This is a genomic window from Serinicoccus sediminis (assembly GCF_004153545.1).
Classification (GTDB): Bacteria; Actinomycetota; Actinomycetes; order Actinomycetales; family Dermatophilaceae; genus Ornithinicoccus; species Ornithinicoccus sediminis_A.
On sequence record NZ_SDVA01000001.1, the window covers coordinates 448007 to 464516 of the forward strand.

At 74.3% G+C, this 16510-nt stretch carries 14 protein-coding genes; 5 read left to right on the plus strand and 9 right to left on the minus strand.

Annotated elements, in window-relative coordinates:
- Window positions 1–64: 64 nt before the first annotated feature.
- Genes pdhA through EUS26_RS02080 form a run of 3 tightly spaced genes read left to right on the plus strand, consistent with a single transcriptional unit; the run spans window position 65 to window position 3680 of the window.
- On the plus strand, window positions 65–1192 hold the full coding sequence (gene pdhA / locus EUS26_RS02070; protein WP_130011496.1) for a pyruvate dehydrogenase (acetyl-transferring) E1 component subunit alpha: 1128 nt from the start codon (window positions 65–67) through the stop codon (window positions 1190–1192).
- Complete coding sequence (locus tag EUS26_RS02075) at window positions 1189–2208, plus strand: alpha-ketoacid dehydrogenase subunit beta (RefSeq protein WP_130011497.1); 1020 nt, start codon at window positions 1189–1191, stop codon at window positions 2206–2208. The genes pdhA and EUS26_RS02075 overlap by 4 nt, the downstream gene beginning before the upstream one ends.
- Window positions 2205–3680 carry a dihydrolipoamide acetyltransferase family protein gene (locus EUS26_RS02080; RefSeq protein ID WP_130011498.1) on the plus strand — a complete coding sequence of 492 codons (1476 nt, stop codon included), beginning with the start codon at window positions 2205–2207 and terminating at the stop codon, window positions 3678–3680. The genes EUS26_RS02075 and EUS26_RS02080 overlap by 4 nt, the downstream gene beginning before the upstream one ends.
- 33 nt (window positions 3681–3713) lie before the next feature.
- Here EUS26_RS02080 and EUS26_RS02085 read toward each other — a convergent pair whose 3' ends face one another.
- Entirely contained in the window at window positions 3714–5576 is a 1863-nt protein-coding gene (locus EUS26_RS02085; protein ID WP_165368468.1) for a cell wall-binding repeat-containing protein, read from the minus strand.
- 43 nt (window positions 5577–5619) lie between these two features.
- Between EUS26_RS02085 and EUS26_RS02090 the strand changes: the two genes are divergently transcribed.
- Window positions 5620–6561, plus strand: a complete 942-nt coding sequence (locus EUS26_RS02090) for an aminoglycoside phosphotransferase family protein (RefSeq protein WP_165368469.1) — start codon at window positions 5620–5622, stop codon at window positions 6559–6561.
- Window positions 6562–6601: 40 nt separating this feature from the next.
- Here EUS26_RS02090 and EUS26_RS02095 read toward each other — a convergent pair whose 3' ends face one another.
- The 5 genes from EUS26_RS02095 to EUS26_RS02115 all read right to left on the minus strand — a co-directional run bounded on the left by EUS26_RS02095 (window position 6602) and on the right by EUS26_RS02115 (window position 12691).
- Window positions 6602–7588: an electron transfer flavoprotein subunit alpha/FixB family protein gene (locus EUS26_RS02095; RefSeq protein ID WP_130011501.1), complete on the minus strand. Its 987-nt coding sequence runs from the start codon at window positions 7586–7588 to the stop codon at window positions 6602–6604.
- On the minus strand, window positions 7585–8355 hold the full coding sequence (locus tag EUS26_RS02100; RefSeq protein WP_130011502.1) for an electron transfer flavoprotein subunit beta/FixA family protein: 771 nt from the start codon (window positions 8353–8355) through the stop codon (window positions 7585–7587). The genes EUS26_RS02095 and EUS26_RS02100 overlap by 4 nt, the downstream gene beginning before the upstream one ends.
- Window position 8356: 1 nt before the next feature.
- On the minus strand, window positions 8357–10954 hold the full coding sequence (locus EUS26_RS02105; RefSeq protein WP_130011503.1) for a GcvT family protein: 2598 nt from the start codon (window positions 10952–10954) through the stop codon (window positions 8357–8359).
- 176 nt (window positions 10955–11130) lie between these two features.
- Window positions 11131–11934: an IclR family transcriptional regulator gene (locus EUS26_RS02110; RefSeq protein WP_130011504.1), complete on the minus strand. Its 804-nt coding sequence runs from the start codon at window positions 11932–11934 to the stop codon at window positions 11131–11133.
- A gap of 61 nt (window positions 11935–11995) precedes the next feature.
- Window positions 11996–12691, minus strand: a complete 696-nt coding sequence (locus EUS26_RS02115; RefSeq protein ID WP_130011505.1) for a TetR/AcrR family transcriptional regulator — start codon at window positions 12689–12691, stop codon at window positions 11996–11998.
- Between the two features lie 84 nt (window positions 12692–12775).
- Here EUS26_RS02115 and EUS26_RS02120 point away from each other — a divergent pair, with 84 nt between their 5' ends.
- The gene (locus tag EUS26_RS02120) at window positions 12776–13495 is read left to right on the plus strand and encodes a DUF4386 domain-containing protein (protein ID WP_130011506.1); all 720 of its coding nucleotides are present in this window, start codon (window positions 12776–12778) and stop codon (window positions 13493–13495) included.
- A gap of 35 nt (window positions 13496–13530) precedes the next feature.
- On the opposite strand, the gene EUS26_RS02125 is transcribed toward EUS26_RS02120, so the two are convergent.
- From EUS26_RS02125 to EUS26_RS02135, 3 genes are all read right to left on the minus strand, one after another.
- On the minus strand, window positions 13531–14772 hold the full coding sequence (locus tag EUS26_RS02125; protein WP_202865002.1) for an RNA polymerase sigma factor: 1242 nt from the start codon (window positions 14770–14772) through the stop codon (window positions 13531–13533).
- On the minus strand, window positions 14756–15148 hold the full coding sequence (locus EUS26_RS02130) for a YciI family protein (RefSeq protein WP_130011507.1): 393 nt from the start codon (window positions 15146–15148) through the stop codon (window positions 14756–14758). Before EUS26_RS02130 ends, EUS26_RS02125 begins: the two co-directional genes overlap by 17 nt.
- Before the next feature lie 97 nt (window positions 15149–15245).
- Window positions 15246–16412, minus strand: coding sequence for a WD40/YVTN/BNR-like repeat-containing protein (locus EUS26_RS02135; protein WP_165368470.1), 1167 nt, complete (start codon window positions 16410–16412; stop codon window positions 15246–15248).
- Window positions 16413–16510: the final 98 nt, after the last annotated feature.

The window sequence follows — 16510 nt, forward strand, 5'->3', positions numbered from 1 at the left end:
GAGTGTGCGCCTACGCGGGACCATATGCCTCAGACGTCTACGTGAGGACCGGAGGAGCTCGACGATGAGTGACATCAGCGGACTGCTGCCCTGCCCCGAGCCCGTGCAGCTGCTCAGCGCCGACGGCGCGGCCGTCGAGCCGAGCCAGCAGGCGACCGAGCGCGGCTACACCATGCCCGAGCCGGAGGCGCTGCTGGCGGTGTGGCGCGGCATGGTCGTCGGCCGGCGCTTCGACGCCCAGGCCACCGCCCTGACCAAGCAGGGCCGGCTCGCGGTCTACCCCAGCTCCCGCGGGCAGGACGCCTGCCAGGTCGCACCGGTGCTGGCGCTGGCCGAGCAGGACTGGCTCTTCCCGACCTACCGCGACTCGATGGCACTGGTCACCCACGGCATCGACCCGGTCGAGGTCCTTACCCTGCTGCGCGGGGACTGGCACTGCGGCTACGACCCGAAGGCCACTCGCACCGCCCCCCAGTGCACGCCGCTCGCCACCCAGGCGGTCCACGCGGCCGGGGCGGCCCACGGCCTGACCCGCCGCGGCAGCGACGGCGTCGCGCTGTGCCTCGTCGGCGACGGCGCCACCAGCGAGGGCGACTTCCACGAGGGTCTGAACTTCGCCGCGGTCTTCAACGCGCCGGCGGTCTTCCTCGTCCAGAACAACAAGTACGCGATCTCCGTCCCGCTGGCCAAGCAGACCAAGGCCCCGGCCCTGGCCTACAAGGGCGTCGGCTACGGGGTGCGCAGCGAGCAGGTCGACGGCAACGACCCCGCGGCCATGCTGGCGGTCATGCGGGAGGCCTACGCGCACGCGCGGGCCGGCCACGGCCCGGTGCTGGTCGAGGCGCACACCTACCGCATGGAGGCGCACACCAACGCCGACGACGCCACCCGCTACCGCACCGCCGACGAGGTCGACGAGTGGACCGGGCAGGACCCGATCGTCCGGCTCCAGGCATACCTCGTCCAGGAGGGGCACCTCGACGACGACCGCATCCAGGAGGTCCGCGAGGAGGCCGACGCGCTGGCCGCCGACCTGCGCGCCCGGATGAACGCCGAGCCACCGGTCGAGCCGCTCGAGCTCTTCGACCACGTCTACGCCCGGCCGACGCCGCAGCTGCTGGAGCAGCGCGAGATGGTCCGCACCGAGCTCGACAGCCACGTCACCCAGCAGGAGATGGAGAGCGCCCGATGAGCCAGGTCACCTACGCCAAGGCCCTCAACACCGCCCTGCGCGACGCCCTCACCGAGGACCCGGACGTGCTCGTCCTGGGTGAGGACGTGGGCGCCCTGGGCGGTGTCTTCCGGATCACCGACGGCCTCACCCGCGACTTCGGCGAGGACCGCTGCGTGGACACCCCGCTGGCCGAGGCCGGGATCGCCGGCTTCGCGGTCGGCCTGGCCATGCAGGGCTTCCGCCCGGTCGTCGAGATGCAGTTCGACGCCTTCGGCTACCCCGCGTTCGAGCAGGTCGTCTCGCACATCGCCAAGATGCGCAACCGCACCCGCGGCGCGCTGCCGATGCCGATCACCATCCGCATCCCCTACGCCGGGGGCATCGGTGGCGTCGAGCACCACTGCGACTCCTCCGAGGGCTACTACGTGCACACCCCCGGCCTGCACGTCGTCACCCCCGCCACCCCGGCCGACGCCTACTCGCTGCTGCGCGAGTCGATCGCCTCCGACGACCCGGTCGTCTTCATGGAGCCCAAGAGCCGCTACTACACCAAGGCCGAGGTCGAGCTGCCGACCCGGACCGAGCCGATCGGGCAGGCCGCCGTGCGCCGCGAGGGGTCGGACGTCACCCTCGTCACCTACGGCCCGCAGGTCGCGGCCGCGCTCAAGGCCGCCGAGGTCGCCGCGGCGGAGGAGGACTGGGACGTCGAGGTCGTCGACCTTCGCTCGCTCGTGCCCTTCGACGACGCCACGGTCGAGGCATCGGTGCGCAAGACCGGGCGCGCCGTCGTGCTCGCCGAGGCGCAGGGCTTCGCCGGGATGGGCGCCGAGATCGCGGCCCGGGTGCAGGAGCGCTGCTTCCACAGCCTCGCCGCGCCCGTCCTGCGGGTCGCCGGGCTGGACATCCCCTACCCGCCGCCCAAGCTCGAGCACACCCACCTGCCCGGGATCGACCGGGTCCTGGACACCATCGCCCGGCTGCAGTGGGACGACGAGCCGGACCTCACGCACACCCCGCAGGAGGTGTCGGCATGACGCAGGTCTTCCGGCTGCCGGACCTCGGCGAGGGCCTGACCGAGGCGGAGATCGTCGAGTGGCACGTCGCCGCCGGCGACGAGGTCGGCGTCGACCAGGAGGTCGTCACCGTCGAGACCGCGAAGGCCGCGGTCTCCGTCCCCTGCCCGTATGCCGGCACCGTCGCCCGGGTGCACGCCGAGCCGGGGCAGGTCCTGCCCGTCGGCGAGCCGCTCATCACCATCGGTGAGGCCGGTTCGTCCGAGGGTGACGGTGGGGCACCCCGGGCCGCGGGGGCCGGTTCGGAGGGCAGCGGGGACGCCGGCGGTCGTGCCGCGGGCGGTGAGCAGTACCGCGAGGAGGAGCAGGCCGGCGCCCGGCTGCCCGAGGGGGATGCCGCCGCGGGGCGCGAGGGGGATGCCGCCGCGGGGCGCGAGGAGCAGCCGGAGCGCCCGCTCATCGGCTACGGCGCCGGCGACGGCCCGGCCCGGCGCGCCGGTGGCCGGCGCCGCCGCGCGGCCTCCAGCACCACCACCCCACCGAGCGCCGCGAAGGGTTCCTCGACCACCCCACCGAGCGCCGCGAAGGGTGGCCGTGCGGTGCGGGTCATCTCCCCCCTCGTCCGCCACCTGGCCCACGAGCACGGCGTCGACCTGACCGCGGTGCCGCCCGGCCCGACGGGGGTCATCCGCCGGGCCGACCTCGAGGCATACCTCTCCTCCCGGGTCGACCGGACCGACAGCGCCGCCGAGCAGGGCACCCGGCCGGTCACCCCTGAGCACGCCGCCCTCCGCACCGGTGCCGACACCCGCATCCCCATCCAGGGCGTGCAGCGGCTCATGGTCGAGCGGCTCTCCACCTCCCGCCGCGAGATCCCCGACGCCACCACCTGGGTCGACGTGGACGCCACCCGGCTGATGAAGGCCAAGGACGCCCTCAAGGCCGCCCGACCCGACGCGGGGATCGGCGTGCTGCCGCTCCTGGCCCGCATCACCGTGGCCGGGCTGCGGGCATACCCGGCGCTCAACTCCTCGGTCGACACCGAGGCCGGCGAGATCGTCCACCACGGCGCGGTCAACCTCGGTTTCGCGGCCCAGAGCCCGCGTGGCCTCGTGGTGCCGGTCGTGCACAACGCTCACGCGATGACGACGACCGAGCTGGCGGCCGCCCTGCGCGAGCTCACCCTCAAGGCCCGCGACGGCAAGGTGTCGCCCGCCGAGCTGACCGGCGGGACGTTCACCCTCAACAACTACGGGGTCTTCGGGGTGGACGGCTCGACGCCGATCATCAACCACCCCGAGGCCGCGATGCTCGGGGTGGGTCGCATCGTCGACAAGCCGTGGGCCCACCACGGCAAGGTGAAGGTCCGCAAGGTCACCCAGCTGTCCTTCTCCTTCGACCACCGGGTGTGCGACGGCGGCACGGCGGGCGGGTTCCTCCGGTTCGTGGCCGACTGCGTGGAGCAGCCGGCGGCCCTGCTCGCCGACCTCTGAGGCGCCCGACGGGCGCCGTCGGGCACCTGACCCTCAGGAGGTCAGCCGCAGGAGGGTCCGCCGGACGTCCTCGCCGACCGCGCCGGCCCCGCCGGTGAGCACGAGCCGCTCGGGCGCGATCCGCTCCAGAGCCTCCCGGGTCGCGGTCGGCACCCTGCCCGGGGCCGTCAGCAGGACGGCGCCGCCCTGGGCGGCAGCGACCGGCCCGGCCGCCAGCGCGTCGGCGAAGGTCAGACCGGACCCGACGTGCAGCACCTCGGCACCCCGGCCCGCGAGCAGGGCTGCGGTGGCGTAGCGGTCGTCCCCGCCGATCCGCTGCACGCTGCTGCCGAGCTCCTCCAGGTCCTCCTCGACCGTGCCGGCCACCGCGCCCTCCCCGCCGACGACGACGATGCGCGCGGGGTCGAGGTCACGCAGCGCGGCCACGGTCGCCTCGGGGATCTCGTCGTGGCGCACGAGCAGGACGGGCGCCTCCTGCTGGCCGGCCCGCGCGGCTGCGGCCAGCGCGTCCGGGAAGTCCTCCCCCGTGGCGACGAAGACGCTGCCCCGCCGCTGCACGGGCTCCACCTGGGCCACGGCGGCGGCGGTCTCGTAGCGGCCGGGCCCGGACACCCGCTCCGTCGGGGCCAGCTCGGCGGCCTCCTCCAGCACGGTCCGGAGCACGGCACCCTCGCCGCCGACCACGAGGATCTCGCTCGGCTCGAGCCGCAGCAGCGCCGCGCGGGTGGCCGCCGGCAGCCGGGCACCGCCGGTGAGGAGCACCGCCTCACCCCGGGCGCCCGCCTTGGCCGCGGCGGCCAGGGCGTCCGGGAAGTCGCGCCCGCTGGTGAGGAAGACCCGGCCGCCCGGCTCGGCGGACCGCGCCAGCAGGGCCGCGGTGGAGAACCGGTCGGTGCCGCCCACCCGGTCCACCGAGGGGCGGTATGCCGCCACCCCGGCCTCGTACAGGCGCTGGTGCAGGGGGTCGGTGAGGGTGGCGGTGTAGCTCGGGACGAGGTGGGACCCGCTGCCGTAGAGCTGGGCGCGACCGACCACGGCCGCGCATTTCGGGGCGAGGTAGGACCGCGGGCACACCCAGTCGCGCAGGTCGACGAACAGTGCGCCCGGCACCCGCTCCGCAGCCTCCCGCATCGAGGGGTTGCCGCTGCGCGACTCCAGCAGCGAGACCGCGCACGAGCGCAGGTCGCCCCCGTCCTCGAGCACCTCGGCCACGCAGGCGGACGGGTTGCCGTCGCTGGGCACCGGGGAGTCCCACAGGGCCACGACCTGGTCCACGCCCAGCTCCCGCAGCCAGGTCCAGGTGCGGGTGTAGCCGTCGGGGACCTCGCGGCGCATGCCCCCCGTAATGACGAGGTCGGGGCGGTGCTCCTCGAGGTGGTCGCGCAGCGCGGCCTTGTAGTCGTCGCACTCGGGGTAGGTCGGCTCGGGCTCGTCGGTGAACGAGCAGGCCAGCTTGGTGTACATCCGCAGCCGCCAGCCCTCGCGCAGCGCGATCTCCTCCAGCGCCGGGAAGTACTGCCCGACCTTGGACGACCCGAGCACGGCCACCTCGACCTCGCCCTCGGGGTCGCCGTAGACGCAGCCCGGGGCCACCGTCGTGCCGCGCCGCCCGACGTGGCAGCCGTCGGCGTAGTAGGCCGGGTACATCCGGGTCACCGCGCTCAGCGGCGGCGTCATCGGCAGGACGGGGCCCGCCTGGGTGAGGTCCGCCAGCTCCAGCGACGGCTCGCTCCACCCGTCGTCCCGCAGCGCGCGGGCGCCGAGCTCGTCCTCCGGGCCGGTCAGCGCGGTCGCGGGCAGGGCGGTCAGCGCCAGGACGCCGCCGAGCAGGGCCGCGGCGCAGGCGCGCAGGAGACGGGCCGGGCGCGGGCGCCCGGTCGAGGGACGGTGGGACACACCGCGGAGTCTACGGTCGGGCGGTTCTGGCACCATCGCTCGCGTGGAGCAGTGGGAGGTCGTGGCGGCGGCGCAGGCCCGTCCGTGGGCCGACCAGGAGTGGGCGGTCGAACTGCTCGAGCGCTTCCCCGAGGTCCTGGCCCGCACGGTGCGGCGGTGGGACCTCGTCATCGAGCGGGCTCACACCGACGGGGTCGGCCTGCCGGTGCTGGAGGTCCGGCGCGGCCCCGAGCGGGCGGCGGTGAAGTTCGACGACGCGGGCACGGACCTGGGCCAGCAGGTGCGGGTCATGCGGGCGGCCGCGGGGCGCGGCTACTGCCGGGTCCTGGACCACGCTCCCGACCTCGGCGCCGCCTTGTTGGAGCGGCTCGGGCCCTCGCTCGCCCGGACCACCCCCGACGGCCTCGCGCAGGTCGAGGTGCTGGTCGGGCTCCTGGAGCAGGCGTGGGAGCTGCCGCCGGAGGTGGCCCAGGACGAGCACCCGGGCGAGAAGGCCAGCCAGCTGCTGGCGATCGTCGAGACCGAGGTCGCCGAGGGAGGGTGGGTGCGACGGCACACCGGCGTCTTCGACCGCGCGGCGGCCCTCGCCCGGGACCTCGTCGCCGACCCGCACCCGGACCGGGTGGTGGTGCACGGCGACGCGCACAGCCTCAACGCGCTGCAGCGGCCCGGCGGCGGCTACGCCTTCATCGACCCGGACGGGTTCCTCTGCGAGCGCGACTACGACGCCGGGGTCGTGCTGCGCGACCTCATGACCGAGCTGGAGCAGGTGGCCGGGGAGGGCAGCGCCGGCGCCGCGCGGGCGTGGCACCGGCACCAGGTCGAGGCGGTGTGCCGACGGCTGGGGCTCGAGCCGGACCGCGTCGACGCCTGGGCCTTCGTCGAGCGGGTGACGACCGGGGTATGGCTGCACCGCCTCGGCTACGTCGACGACGGCGAGCGGTGGCTGGGCACCGCCCACCTCCTCGCACCGGACGCGCGGTAGGACCGCACCCGGGCACGCGTCCGGTGCCGGAGGACAGGCCCTAGGAGAGCTCCTCCAGGACGGCCGGGATGACCTCGTGCATGTCGCCGATGACGGCATACCGCGCCTTGGTCACCATCGGGGCCTCGCCGTCGGTGTTGATGGCGATGATCGTCTTGGACGAGCTGCAGCCGGCCCAGTGCTGGATGGCGCCGCTGATGCCGCAGGCGAGGTAGAGGTCCGGAGCGATCCGGCTGCCGGTCTGCCCGACCTGCTCGTGGTGCGGCCGCCAGCCCAGGCTGGTGACCACGCGCGACACCCCGACCGCGCCGCCGAGCCGGGCCGCGAGGGCCTCGACGTCGTCGAACTGGTCCGGACCGCCCACGCCGCGGCCGGCCCCGACGACGACGTTGGCGCCGGTGAGCGCGGAGGTGTCCCCGCCCTCGCGGGCCTCGATCCGCACCACCTGGGCGGCCAGGTCGGCGTCGGTCAGCTCCACGTCGACCTCGGCGACGTGCGCCGGGCCGGGCGACGGGGCCGCCTGGGGGGCCACGGCGTGCCCGGCGACCGATGCGACCGCGAGCCCCGCACCGTCACCCAGGGCGACCCGTTCCAGCACGGCACCGCCGACGACCTGCCGCTCCACCTCGAGGGGCTCGCTCTGCACGACCGCGACGACGTTGCACGGCATCGGCACGCTACGCGCGGCGGCGACGTGCGCGAGCACCTCGTTGCCGTGCGGGGTCCCCCCGCCGATGAGGTATGCCGCACCTCCCGCCTCGGCGGCCGCGTCCACGACGCGAGCCCAGGCGCGGGCGGCATACCGCTCCAGCCGCGCGTCGGGGGAGACGTGCAGGGTGCGCACCCCCTGCTCCCGGCAGTGCGCGAGCACCGCCTCGGTAGGCTGGCCGACCGCCCCGACGAGGACCGCGTCGACCTCGTCGCCCGGCAGCGACCGGGCGAAGGTCAGCACCTCCTGGGAGACCACCGACAGACCGGCGCCCAGGTCGTCCAGGTCCTCGGGCTCCACCAGCACCAGCACGCTCATCGCACGACTCCCAGCTCTCGCAGCACGTCGACCAGCCGCGGCGCGGCCGTCTTCCCCTCGCCGAGCACCTCGACGTTGCTCTCCGGCGGCGGCAGCACGCGCAGGCCCAGCCGGCCGCTGCCCCGCGGCGCACCCGAGGGCTCGAGGACCTCGATGCGCGCCTTCTTGGCCTTCATGCGCCCGCTGATGTTGGGGTAGCGCGGCTCGACGCCGCCCTCCCACACGGTGAGCACGGCCGGCATCGGGACGTCGAAGACCTCCGTCGGGCCGGACACGCTGGAGCGCACCTCCAGCCGGTCGCCGGAGACCGCCACCTCCTGCGCCCCGGCCACGACCGGCCGGTCCAGCAGGTGGGCGAGCCGGATCCCGACCTGGTGGTCACCGGTGTCGGCGGCGTCGTTGCCGACCAGCACGAGGTCGAACGGACGACCCTCGCCCGCGCGGGCCTGCACGACCTCGGCGATCGCGGCCGCGACGTCGGCCGGGCCGTAGTCGTCGGCGGTCGCGTCGATCCGGACCGCCTCGTCGGCCCCGACCGCGAGGGCGGCGCGCAGCTGCTCCACGCTGTCGTCGTCACCCAGGGTGAGCACGGTGACCGACCCGCCGGTGTCCCCGGCGACGCTGACCGCGATCTCCACGGCGCACTCCTCGTGGCTGCTCATCGAGTAGCCGGCGTAGCGCCCGTCGATCGAGCCGCCGTCGGCGGTGAGCACGACCTCGCCGGAGGTGTCCGGCGCCCGCTTCACGCAGACCAGGACGTCGGCCATCTCAGGCCACCCCCACCGGCTCGGCCGCCACCGGGGCGCCCGTGGCGGTGCTGCCGGTCCCGGACTGCTCGAGCTCGGCATACCGCCCCTTGACCCGCAGGTTGTCCGGGTCGAGCAGCGGGGTCGCGTCGACGCTGGCGACGGTCACCGGGTAGAGCTCCTCCATGTAGGACACGGCGAGCTCGGTGCCGACGACCGCCTGCTCGGGGGGCAGGAAGGCCATGAGCACGTGCTTGCCGAGACTGGGGGCGGAGGCCGCCGAGGTGACGTAGGGGTGGTGCCCGTGCCCGTCGGTGAGGGGCTCACCGTCGCGGCCCAGGATCGGCTCGCCACCGAGCATGTAGCGCTTGACCCCGCTCGCCGAGGTGTGGTCGTCGACGGTCAGCGCGCAGAGCACCGCCTTCGGCGGCTGCCCCGCCTGGGCCAGCACCGCCTCCTTGCCGATGAAGTCGGCGTCCTTGACCTTGGGCCGCTCCATGCCGGTCTCGGAGAGGGTGCGCTCGGCGTCCAGCTCGGCACCGTAGGCGCGGTAGCCCTTCTCGATCCGACCCGTGGCGGTGTAGACCCCGATGCCGACGGGGACCACGCCGTGCGGGCGGCCCGCCTCGATGAGCCGCTCCCAGAGCTGGGCCCCGGTCTCGATGGGCACGTAGAGCTCCCACCCGAACTCGCCGACGTAGGAGATGCGCGAGGCCAGCACCGACAGGTCGCCCACCTCGATGAGCCGGCAGGTGCCGAAGCGGAAGGCCTCCGGCGACAGGTCGTCGTCGGTGAGCGCGCCGAGCACGTCACCGGCGCGCGGACCCCATACCCCGATCGTGGAGTATGCCGAGGTCAGGTCCACGAGCGAGGCTCCCTCGGGCAGGTGGTCGGCGAACCACTTCTGGTCGACCATGCCGTGCGCGCCCCCGGTGACGACCCGGAAGCGGTCGTGCGCCAGCCTCATGACCGTGAGGTCGGAGCGGAAGCCGCCCGTCTCGTCCAGCACCGGGGTGTAGACCACCCGGCCGATCGCGACGTCGGCCTGGGCGACGATGATGCGCTGCACCGCGTCGAGCGCGGCCGGGCCGACGATGTCGAAGATCGCGAAGGCGGTGAGGTCGACGATGCCGCCGCGGGCCCGCAGGGCCAGGTGCTCGGCGTTGATGACCGGGGACCACCAGCGCGCGTCCCACTCGTGCTCGCGGGGCATGACGGCGTCGCCGAACTCCTCGAGCAGCGGCTCGTTGGAGGCGTACCACTGCGGGCGCTCCCACCCGGCGGCCTCGTAGAACACCGCCCCGAGCTCGCGCTGGCTGGCGTGCATCGGCGAGAGCCGGATGGGCCGGGAGCTCTGCCACTGCTCGGAGGGGTGCACGATGCCGTAGGTCTTGTTGAACGCCTCGCTGGTCCGGGCGCGGATGTGGGCGCGGGTGCGCTGGTGGGGGTAGAAGCGGGCGATGTCGCTGTGCCCCAGGTCGATCTCCGGGTTGCCGTGGGTCATCCACTCCGCGACCGCGCGGCCGACCCCCGGGCCCTCCTTGATCCACACCGCCGCGCAGCTCCACAGACCCTTGACCTCGGGGGTCTCGCCGAGCACCGGCGCGCCGTCCGGGGTGAGCGAGAGCAGGCCGTTGATGGCGTAGCGGATCTCGGCGCGCTCGTCGCCGAGCAGCTCGGGCATGAGCTCCAGCGCCTGCTCGAGCTGGGGGTCGAAGTCGTCCTCGGTGAACGGCATCTCGGTCGGCGACAGCTTCGCCTGCGCGATCGAGGGGATCTCGTCCGGCTCGTGCAGGATCGCGCGGTGGGCGTAGGAGCCGACCTCCATGTCCGAGCCGTGCTGACGCTCGTAGCAGAAGGTGTCCATGTCGCGGATGATCGGGAAGCTGATCTCACCCGGCTTCTCCGCGAGCTGGGCACAGGGGCCGACCGAGATCATCTGGTGCACGGCGGGGGTGAGCGGGATGTGCGCGCCGGCCATCCGGGCGAGCCGGGGGCTCCAGACGCCACAGGCGATGACGACGACCGGCGCCTCGATGTCGCCCCGGTCGGTCTGGACCGCGCTGATCCGGCCCTCGGTGACCGTCATGCCGGTGACCTCGACGTTGGCGACCGTGGTGAGAACGCCCCTGGCCTGGGCGCTCTCGCGCATGATCGTCCCGGCCCGCAGCGAGTCGACGACGCCGACGCTCGGGGTGTAGAAGCCGCCGACGATGACCTCGGGGTCGAGGAAGGGCACCATCTCGGCGACCTCCTGCGGGGTCACCAGGCGCGACTCGATGCCCCAGGCCCTGGCCGAGGACATCCGGCGGCGCAGCTCCTCCATCCGCTCCTCGGTGCGGGCGACCTCGATGCCGCCGGACGTGGTGAGGACGCCCATCTCGTCGTACTGCCGCATCGAGTCCAGGGTCAGGTCGGTGATCTCCCGGCTGTGGTCCACCGGGAAGATGAAGTTGGAGGCGTGCCCGGTCGACCCGCCGGGGTTGGGCAGGGGGCCCTTGTCGATCTGCACGATGTCGGTCCACCCCAGCTCGGCGAGGTGGTGGACCAGCGAGTTGCCGACGATGCCGGCCCCGATGACGAGGACGTCGCAGCGGTCGGGGAGGGATGAGGTGCTCATGGTCGCCCTTCTGGTGGTGCGTATCGCGCAACAGCGCGCGTATCACGCAACCAGTCTCATCCCGGTGGGTCGGGGTGTCAAGGGTCCACGCGGCCCGACGGGCACCGTGCGCGACGACCTGGGGGTATGCCGCCGCCTGGCGTCGTGGTGCCCGTCCGGCGACCCGCGGCGCGGGCTCAGGCGGCGTGCCAGCCCAGCCGCGCGGAGACGTCGCCCGCCGCCTGCAGCAGCAGGGGCAGGATCTGCTCCACCCGGTCCTCGTCGATCCGGAAGCTCGGCCCGGAGACGCTCACCGAGGCGCACACCTCCCCGTGCGCGTTGCGCACCGGCGCCGCCACCGCGGTGAGCCCGACGTCCAGCTCGTCGCGGGCCACGGCATACCCCTGGGCGACGACGTCGTCCACCAGCTCCTCGAGCCGGCGAGGGTCGGTCACGGTGGAGTCGGTGTATGCCGTGAGCTCACCCCACGCGGCGCGACGCTCCGTCGGGGACAGCCCGCTGACGAGGACCCGGCCGTTGGAGGTGGCGTGCAGCGGGATGTGCTGGCCGACCCAGTTGTAGGACGTGATGGTCGAGGGTCCGATGACCTGGTCGATGTAGAGCGCGGAGCGGTCGCCGAGCACGGCCAGGTTGACCGTCTCGTTGGTCTGCGAGGCCAGCAGGCGGCAGACCGGGCGCGCCTCCTGCACCAGGTCGAGGCGGGCGCTGGTCGCCCCGGCGAGGCGCAGGATGCCGACCCCCAGCCGGGCGCGGCCGCGCTCGGTCGGCTGCTCGACGAGGTCGTGCGCCGCCAGGGCCGCGACGAGCCGGCTGGCGGTGGACTTGTGGACCCCCAGCTGGGCGGCGATCTCCCCGACGCCAGCCTCACCCCGGGCCAGGATCTCCAGGATGGTGAGGGCCCGGTCGACGGACTGGACGGCCCCCTGGCTGCGGGCCTCACCGGCCGAGGACGGGGACGACGGGTCGTTCTCGTTGCGCATGCCGCAACCCTACGCGTCCTGCGCGCAGCCGCCGCCCTCGACGGGCGCCGAGCCGTCTGGGTCAGCCCGCCCTCCGCACCCGCTGCGCCTCGAGCCCGTCGAGCAGCAGGTCCAGGGTGAACTCGAACTCCGCCTGGCTGTCGCACCAGCCGAGGACGTCGCCGTCTGCGGCGTGCAGCTCCGAGGCGACCATGGCGCCCAGGTGCGGCAGCGCGTCGGCCATCGCCGCCAGCTGCGCCTCGGACAGGTCGACGTCGGTGCTGCCACCGGCGGTCGGGGGCGAGAACAGCTCCTGGGTGAAGCCCAGGGCCATCGACCCGAAGGCGTGCAGGGCCTTGTGGGCCAGGGCATACCCGAGTCCTCCCTCGACCATGGTCGCCAGCACCTGCTCGAAGTAGGCGTAGACGCTCGGGGGCACCGTGGCCCGGCTGCTCACGAGGCCGGGGGCCCAGGGGTGGCGGACCACGACGGAGCGGGCGGCCAGGAACCGTCGCCTCAGCACGGCTCTCCAGTCGTCGCCCGGCGCGGCACCTCCGGCCTCCCCCGCCGCGGCCTCGATCTCGGCGACGACCGCCTCGACCAGGCCGTCGAGCAGGGCGTCCTTGCCGCGCACGTGGTGGTAGAGCGACATGGCCTCCACCCCCAGGTCGCCCGCCAGCCGGCGCATGGTCAGCGCGGGCACCCCGTCCGCGTCGGCGACCGCCATGGCGGCGGCCAGCACCCGCGCCCGGGTCAACGGCTCCCTCGTCCTCGTCATGCTCGTCCTCTGTGGTGGCCCATTGACTCACCTTACAACGTATGGTTACCTTACTACGTAAGGCACACACGAGAGGACTCGCTCATGACCACGACCACCAGCACCACACCCCCGCGCACCACGCCCCCGCGCACCAGCGCCGCGGAACGCTCTGCGTCGCTCCTGCCGACCGCCCGCACGACGGGCTGGCTCTACCTCGCGCTCGGTGTGACGGGGATGCTGGGTTTCCTCCTCATCCGTCCCCAGGTCGTGGGTGAGGACGGGACCGCGACCGTGTCGCTGATGACGACGCACGAGACGCTCGCCCGGGCCGGCGTCGTGGCCGACCTGGGCATCGTCGTCACGCAGGTGCTCGTGGCCCTGTGGTTCTTCCGCCTCTTCCGCCGCACCGACGCCTTCCTGGCGGGCACCCTGGCGGTCTTCGGCCTCTTCAACGCCACGGTGGTGCTGGCCAGCGCGGCCGCGACGGCCACCGCCGTGGACCTGGCTCCGACCGGCGTCCAGGCCGCCGGTCAGGTGCAGGCCCTCACCACGCTCAGCGAGAACCTCTGGAGCGTCGGCGCCGTCTTCTTCGGGCTCTGGCTGCTGCCCATGGGCCTCCTGGCCCTGCGGGTGGGGATGGTCCGCCCGCTCGGCTGGGTGCTCGTCGCCGGAGGCCTGGGGTATGTCGTCAGCTCGGTGCTCGGTTTCCTGCTCCCCGACGCGGCGGTGGTCGCGGCGCTGCTCACCGTCCCGGCGACCGTCGGCGAGTTCTGGATGATCGGCTACCTGCTGCACGGCGGGGTGTTCCGCCGCGCCGGCTGAGGCGTGGCCGCGCCCTCACGGCGCCGGGCCCGCGCTCAGCGGTCGAGCTGCCCGATGAGGGCGTTCAGGTGCCGCTGCTCGCGGATGCTCCGCGTCAGCCGGGCCGCCTCGGCCCAGCAGCCGCGGGCGCCGGCGATGTCCCCCGTGCGGGCGAGCAGGTGCCCCCGCACCGCGTGCACGCGGTGCCACCTCGGGTCCTTCACGCGGTCCAGCACCGCCAGGCCCGCCGACGGCCCCTCGACCTCGGCGGTCGCGGTGGCGAGGGCGACGGTCGTCGCCGCCGACGGCGCGACGTCGTCGAGCATGCGGTACAGCACGAGGATCTGTCGCCAGTCGGTGTCCTCCGGCCGTGCCGCCTCGGCGTGCACCGCGGCGACCGCGGCCTGCAGCTGGAACTGCCCCACCGCACCGAGCGGAAGGCATACCTCGAGCAGCCCGACCCCCTCGCGGATGAGGGACGGGTCCCACAGCCCCCGGTCCTGCTCGTCCAGCGGCACGAGGTCGCCGCTGGCGTCCGTGCGGGCCGGCGTGCGCGCCGCCGTGAGCAGCAGCAGCGCCAGCAGCCCTGCGTTCTCCGGGTCCTGCGGGCACGCCTCGTGCAGGACCCGGGCCAACCTCAGACCCTCGCCCACGAAGGCGCCGTCGACCACCGCGTCGCCGGAGCTGCGCTGGTGACCTTCGGTGAAGACGAGCGAGACGACGTGGCGCACCGCCGCCATCCGCTCCGGGAGCTCCACGGGGTCCGGCACCCCGAAGCTGACGTCCGCAGCTGCCAGCGTGGCGCGGGCACGGCTGATGCGCTGCGCCATCGTCGCCTCGGGCACGAGGAAGCCGGCCGCGACCTGGCGGGTGCTGAGACCGCCCACCGCCCGCAGCGTGAGCGCCACGCGCGAGCTCGGTGACAGCGCCGGGTGACAGCACCGCAGCATCATCTCCACCACGTCGTCTGGGACGGCCACGGGCTCCTGCTCGTCCCCCGGGACCACGCCGCGGTGCAGGGCGCCGGTCTGGCGCGCGACGACCTCCTCGCGCGCCCGCCGGGCCTCGTCGCTGCGCACCCGATCGACCAACCGGCGGGAGGCCACCCGGACCAGCCAGGCACCGGGGTCGTCGGGCAGACCCTCGGACGGCCACTGCTCGGACGCCGCCAGGAGCGCTTCCTGCGCGGCGTCCTCGCAGTCCCCGGCGTCACCGTGCCGGCGCAGCAGCGCCGCCAGCACCCGCGGCCGGTGGGCGCGCCACACCGTCTCCAGGGTGGGGTCAGTCGCCGTCGTCACCACCCCCCATGACCGGGCGCAGCTCCACCGTCTCCCCCGGGCCGCTGAAGGCCTCGGTGATCTGCTCGGCCCGCTCCTGGGACTCCACGTCGATGAGGAAGAAGCCCGCGAGGTGCTCCCTCCCCTCGGCGTAGGGGCCGTCGGTCACCACCTGCTCGCCGTCCGCCCACCGGAAGAGCCGTGCCGAGGTCGGGTCGCCCAGGGCCTCCCCTCCGACGAGCTCTCCCCGCTCGCTGAGCTCGCCGAGCATCCGCTCGAAGTCGCCGTTGAGCCGGTCGCGGTCCTCCTGCGACTGCTCCTGGTAGGCCGGCAGGAAGTCGGCCGTGGGGTGGCCCCAGGGCTGAGGGTTGGACTGGATGAGGATGACGTACTTCATCTGCTGCTCCTTGCTCGTGGCGTGCGGTTCCGCGCCGCCGTCCGGCGACGTCCACCTGGGACGTCGGAGCGGGTGGGCGGTTCTCGACATGCTTCGCTCAGGTGCGCTCGAGGACCTCCACCGACAGCACGGTCGGCAGGTGCCGCGCGACCTCCGCCCAGCTCTCCCCCTCGTCCGTGCTGGCGAAGACCGAGCCGGTGTTGGTCCCGAAGTAGAGGCCCGCGGGGTCGGCCGAGTCTCCCGCCATGGCCTGGCGCAGCACGGTGAAGAAGCACGACTCCTGCGGCAGCCCGGCCCGCTGCGCCTCCCACGTCGCGCCGCCGTCGGTCGACCGCCACACCGCTGCGGCGGCGTCGGGCGGGTAGCGACCCTCCATGTCGCCGTTGAGCGGGATGGTCCAGATGGTGTCGGGGTCGCGCGGGTGCACGCGCATGGGGGAGCCGAAGGTGGAGGGCAGGCCGGCGGTGACGTCGCTCCAGCTCAGACCTCCGTCGCCGGAGCGCCACACCCCGACGTGGTTGCGCTGGTAGAGCACGTCGCCCGGGCCGGGGGCCCGGACGATGTGGTGCACGCACAGACCGACCTCGCCGCCGCCCGGTCCTCCCGGATGCCCGGCCGCCGCCGCGGCGTCCGGCTCGTCCGGCAGCGCCAGCGCGTTGCGCCGCTCCCACTGACCCCCGGCGTCCTTGGACGCGAAGACCCCGGCGGCCGAGATGCCGAGCCACAACCGGGACGGGTCGCCGGGGTCGGCCAGGATGGTATGCAGCACCAGCCCGGCCGCGCCGGGGTTCCAGTCCTCGGCCGACGGGTGTCGGCGCAGGCTCTCCACCTCGGTCCACGTCACCCCGCCGTCGTCACTGGCGAGGAGGGCGGCCGGCTTGGTGCCGGCATACACCCGGTCCCCCGCCACACCCAGCGACCAGACCTGGCTGAACTCCGTGCCAGAGGGGACCTGCTCCGCGGTCCACCCCACGGCGGCGGCGAAGCCGGGGTCGTTCGCCGCCCAGTCGTCCATCGCCCCGGTCGTCAGCCGGCTCAGCTCCCAGGTGTGACCACCGTCGCCGGAGCGCCACACACCGGCCCCCGACCACTCGCTGCCCCCGCCCGCCCAGAGGGTCCCGGTGACCGGGTCGCCGACGACGTGGTTGACCGGCCACCCGTCGCAGTAGGGGCCGCGCACCGACCAGCCGGCGTCACCGTCGCGTGGTTCGAGGACGAATGCTCCCTTGGTCGTGCCCACCAGCAGCATCGGTCGCCCCGCCATGGCTCCGCCCTCTCCGCGCCACCGCCGCTGGTGACGCCTCGGATCCGATCCTGGCACGCACCACCGACAGCCGTCACGGATCGGGGGGCCGGGACCCC